The sequence below is a fragment of the Pseudomonas sp. SDO5522_S412 genome (assembly GCF_054071215.1).
The window spans coordinates 1-4,796 of the sequence record NZ_JBSVWQ010000333.1 but is presented as its reverse complement, the minus strand read 5'-3'; the positions used below and the strand labels follow the sequence as shown (position 1 = coordinate 4,796).

Sequence of the window (4,796 nt, the reverse complement as noted above, 5' to 3'; positions counted from 1 at the left end):
GCGGTGTATCAGTTGCCGGATATATTGACTGACACACCGCATTCGCGAGCAAGCCCGCTCCCACATTTAGATCTTTGTCGCTCAGGAGGTCCAGGACGGCTCGCGATCGGTCTGCACCCCATAACGCTCTATCGCCTGCTGGCAAACCTGCCTGTCCAGACTCCCCTGCTCTACTAACGCCGTCAGCGCCGCCAGCACAATGTGATACCGGTCCACCTCAAAGAAATCCCGCAACGCCGCCCGGGTATCGCTGCGACCAAAGCCATCCGTCCCCAGCACGGTGTAAGCCGAATCCACGTATGACCCAAGCATCTGCGGCACCGCCCTTACATAGTCAGATACCGCCACCACCGGCGCGCCCTTGGGCAAACACTCCGCCAGGTGGCTGCGCCGCGCCGGCTGTTGCGGATGCAGGCGGTTCCAGCGTTCCACGTCACGGGCGTCCCGGGCCAGTTCGCTGAAGCTGGTGACACTGAACACTTCAGCGTCAACCTGCCAATCTTCCGCCAACAATTGCGCCGCTGCCTGGGCTTCGCGCACCAGCGTGCCGGAGCCGAGCAACCGGACCTTGCCGCCAGGCTGCCCGCTCAGCCGGTACATGCCTTTGATGATCGCGGCTTCGACGCCTTCCGGCAGGCTCGGCTGCGGGTAGTTTTCGTTCATCAGGGTCACGTAGTAGAACTCGTCCACATCGTGCTCCAGCATCTGGCGCATGCCATGGTCGAGGATCACCGCAAACTCGCCAGCAAACGCCGGGTCGTAGGCGCGGCAATTGGGCACGGTGGCGGCCATCAGGTGGCTGCTGCCGTCCTGGTGCTGCAAGCCTTCGCCACCCAGGGTGGTGCGCCCGGCAGTGGCGCCCAGCAGGAAACCTCGGGCACGCTGGTCGGCGGCGGCCCAGATCAGGTCACCCACGCGCTGGAAACCGAACATCGAGTAGTAGATGTAAAACGGCAGCATCCGCAGGCCATGCACCGAATAACTGGTGGCGGCCGCGACCCAGGAACTGATGGCGCTGGCTTCGCTGATGCCTTCTTCAAGGATCTGCCCGTCGGTGGCTTCGCGGTAACTGAGGATCGAGCCGATGTCTTCGGGCTCGTAGCGCTGGCCGACGCTGGAATAGATGCCGATCTGCTTGAACAGGTTGGCCATGCCGAAGGTGCGCGCTTCGTCGGCGACGATGGGCACGATGCGCGGGCCGAGGGCCTTGTCCTTGAGCAGATTGGTGAGCATGCGCACAAAGGCCATGGTGGTGGACATTTCCTTGCCCTCCGCCTGGGTGGCAAACGCGCCGTAGCCCGACACCGGCGGGACACTCACGGTGGGCGCCTGCTGGCCACGGCTCGGCACATACCCGCCGAGGGTGGCGCGGCGCTGGTGCAGGTAACGCATTTCGAGGCTGTCTTCAGCCGGTTTGTAGAAGCTCAGGGATTCGGCCTGTTCATCCGACAGCGGCAACTGGAAGCGATTGCGGAAGGCGATCAAGGCCTCGCGGTCGAGCTTCTTCTGCTGGTGGGTGGTCATCTTGCCCTGCCCGGCCTCGCCCATGCCAAAGCCCTTTTTGGTCTGGGCCAGGATTACCGTGGGTTTGCCGGCGACCCGGCGCGCCGCGTGATAGGCGGCGTGGATCTTGACCATGTCATGGCCGCCGCGCTTGAGGCGGTCGATCTGCTCGTCGCTCAGGCCCTCGACCAGTTTGGACAGCGCCTCGCTCTGGCCGAAGAAATGTTCGCGGTTGTAGGCGCCGTCCTTGGCGGCGAAGGTCTGGAACTGTCCGTCCACCGTCTGCGACAGGGTGCGCGCCAGCTCGCCGTCGGTGTCCTTGGCCAGCAAGGCGTCCCAGTCCGAGCCCCAGACCAGCTTGATCACGTTCCAGCCGGCACCGGCGAACAACGCCTCCAGCTCGTCGATAATTCGCCCGTTGCCACGCACCGGGCCGTCGAGCCGTTGCAGGTTGCAGTTGACCACCCAGGTCAGGTTGTCCAGGCCTTCACGGGCGGCCAGGGTCAGGGCCGACATGCTTTCCGGTTCGTCCATCTCGCCGTCGCCGAATACGCCCCATACGTGGCGGTCGGTGGTGTCCTGCAAGCCGCGGTGTTGCAGGTAGCGCATGAACCGCGCCTGGAAAATCGAGCTGATGGGGCCAATGCCCATGGACCCGGTGGGAAATTGCCAGAAGTCCGGCATCAACCACGGATGGGGATAGCTGGACAAACCTCGGGCGCCCGCCTTGCCTGCACCGATTTCCTGGCGATAGTGGGCCAGGTCGGCCTCGCTCAGGCGCCCTTCAAGGAAGGCGCGAGCATAGATGCCGGGGGCGGAATGCGGCTGGTAGAACACCAGGTCGCCGCCAAAACTGTCGCTTCGGGCCCGGAAAAAGTGGTTGAAGCCCACCTCGAACAAATCCGCCGCGCTGGCGTAGCTGGCGATATGCCCGCCCAGTTCGCCATAGGCCTGGTTGGCGCGCACTACCATGGCCAGGGCGTTCCAGCGCACCACTGAGGCCAGGCGTTCTTCGGTGGCCAGGTCGCCGGGAAACGGCGGTTGCTGCTCTACGGCGATGCTATTGATGTAGGGCGTGCCATGCCGGGGTTTCCAGGCGACGTGCGGCGCGCCGCCGGCATCCGCCAGCATGTCGAGGATCTCCCGTGCGCGCGCCGCGCCGGCGTTGGCCACCAGGGAGGCCAGGGCATCGCGCCATTCTGCCAGTTCTTCCTGGTCCATCGCTGTCTGACTCACTGCACTCGCGAAACCGTTCATGGGCACCTCCGGGCTTTTTTTCCAGTTTATGTCGGTGCCAAGGGATTTTTTGACTGTTGTGCGCCGCCTATCGGGGACTTTTGAGCATAAATCACTGCCAATCAGCAAATTCAAAGCACGTTGTGCTTCAACTCCCGAACACCCCGCAATTGTGTTTAAAATGCCGCCCGCTCAATGACCGACGTTGCCCGATGACCCCAGACGCACTCGCCACCCTGCACACCCATTTGCTGAACGCCCTGCAAACCGTCCCCGCCGAGACCCGGCGCCTGTTTCACGGGCGTGGCCGCTGCTGGCCGGGCCTGGAGCAACTGACAGTGGACTGGCTCCAAGGCGTGGTGCTGGTCTCGCTGTTCAAGGAGCCTGAAGCCGCGGAGCTTGAGGCCTTGAAGCAGATGCTGGTGCAGATCGACTGGCGGTCATTCGGCGCCCATACCGTGGCGCTGCAACACCGCTACCTGCCGCAAAGCACCACCGAATGGCTGCTGGGCGAGGTGGTCGACGAACTGACCATCACCGAAGGCGGCCTGCGCTACCTGATCGACCTGGGCAAAAAGCAGAACAGTGGGCTGTTCCTCGACATGCGTTACGGCCGCAACTGGGTACGCGAACAGGCTCATGGCCTGCGGGTGCTGAACCTGTTCGCCTACACCTGTGGTTTCTCCGTGGCGGCCATCGAAGGCGGCGCCGAGCATGTGGTGAACCTGGACATGGCCCGAGGCGCCCTGAGCCGTGGCCGTGACAATCACCGCCTGAACGGCCACGACCTGAGCAAGGTGACGTTCCTCGGCCACGACCTGTTCAAGTCGTGGGCCAAGGTCACCAACAGCGGCCCGTACGACCTGGTGATCATCGACCCGCCCTCGTTCCAGAAAGGCAGTTTCCTTTTGACCAAGGACTACCAGCGGGTGCTGCGTCGCCTGCCGGATTTGCTCACGGCCCAGGGTACGGTGCTGGCGTGCATGAACGACCCGGCGTTCGGCGAAGACTTCCTGATCGACGGCGTAACCCGCGAAGCGCCTGGCCTGCGCTTTGACCAGCGGCTGGAAAACCCGCCGGAATTCCCCGATATCGACCCGCAAAGCGGATTAAAGGCACTGGTGTTTCGCCAAGGCTGATGCCGAAACGTCCTGCGCTTGCTACGCTTAACCTACGCCGGGTGGTGAACCTTATCCCACCCTTCCCGGTCGATACCTGCACACTCTGGCCAGATTCGACGGTGCTACCCCGTCGGCTGCCCTGTTTCACCTTTTGGAGAACGCCCCTGTGATATCGACCCTGCATGTAGCCCGTCTCAAGGCCTGGGGCGCCCATGGTTTTACCGCCACCGGCGTGGTGCTGGCCTTCCTGGCCACCCTGGCACTGCTCGACAACCAGCCCAAGGCTTGCCTGCTGTGGCTGGGCCTGGCCTTGATCGTCGATGGGGTCGACGGCTCTCTCGCGCGACGGGTGAATGTGCAAACAGTGCTGCCAAGCTTCGATGGCTCGGTATTGGACCTGGTGATTGATTACCTGACGTACGTGTTTATTCCGGCGCTGTTTATCTATCGCTATATCGCCCTGCCGGACTTCACCCCGTTGTTTACGGTGTCGGTGATTCTGGTGTCGTCGCTGTTCTGCTTCTGCAACGTCAACATGAAGAGCAAGGACAACTACTTCGTCGGCTTCCCCGCCGCATGGAACGTGGTGGCGCTGTGCGTCTATATCATCCAGCCGGAAGCCTGGGTCACCTTGCTCACCGTGATCGGCCTGGCGTTGCTGACCGTGACGCCGATGAAGTTCCTGCACCCGTTCCGGGTCAAGCGCTTCATGCCGATCAATATTGCCGTGACCACCATCTGGTTGCTGTGCAGCCTGCTGCTGGTGATCGACTTCCCGTACACCAATCGCCTGACCCTGGGCCTGTGGTTGCTGATGTCGGCGTACTTCCTGGGGATCTGCATCTGGCGGACCGCACTGGAGTGGGTCGAAACACATAAATAGCCAAGCGGGCACGGTTGAAATGTGGGAGCGGGCTTGCTCGCGAATGCGGTGGA

3 protein-coding genes are annotated in these 4,796 nt (G+C 62.9%); 2 read left to right on the top strand and 1 reads right to left on the bottom strand.

The window, feature by feature from the left end:
- Positions 1–81: 81 nt before the first annotated feature.
- Positions 82–2,760 (bottom strand): alpha-ketoglutarate dehydrogenase, encoded by a 2,679-nt coding sequence (gene mdeB, locus ACW9I6_RS30840; RefSeq protein WP_457340187.1) that lies wholly within the window; start codon positions 2,758–2,760, stop codon positions 82–84.
- A gap of 191 nt (positions 2,761–2,951) precedes the next feature.
- Between mdeB and ACW9I6_RS30835 the strand changes: the two genes are divergently transcribed.
- Positions 2,952–3,878 (top strand): class I SAM-dependent methyltransferase, encoded by a 927-nt coding sequence (locus ACW9I6_RS30835; protein ID WP_457340186.1) that lies wholly within the window; start codon positions 2,952–2,954, stop codon positions 3,876–3,878.
- A gap of 148 nt (positions 3,879–4,026) precedes the next feature.
- Positions 4,027–4,743, top strand: a complete 717-nt coding sequence (pcsA, locus tag ACW9I6_RS30830; RefSeq protein ID WP_003208507.1) for a phosphatidylcholine synthase — start codon at positions 4,027–4,029, stop codon at positions 4,741–4,743.
- Positions 4,744–4,796 lie beyond the last annotated feature (53 nt).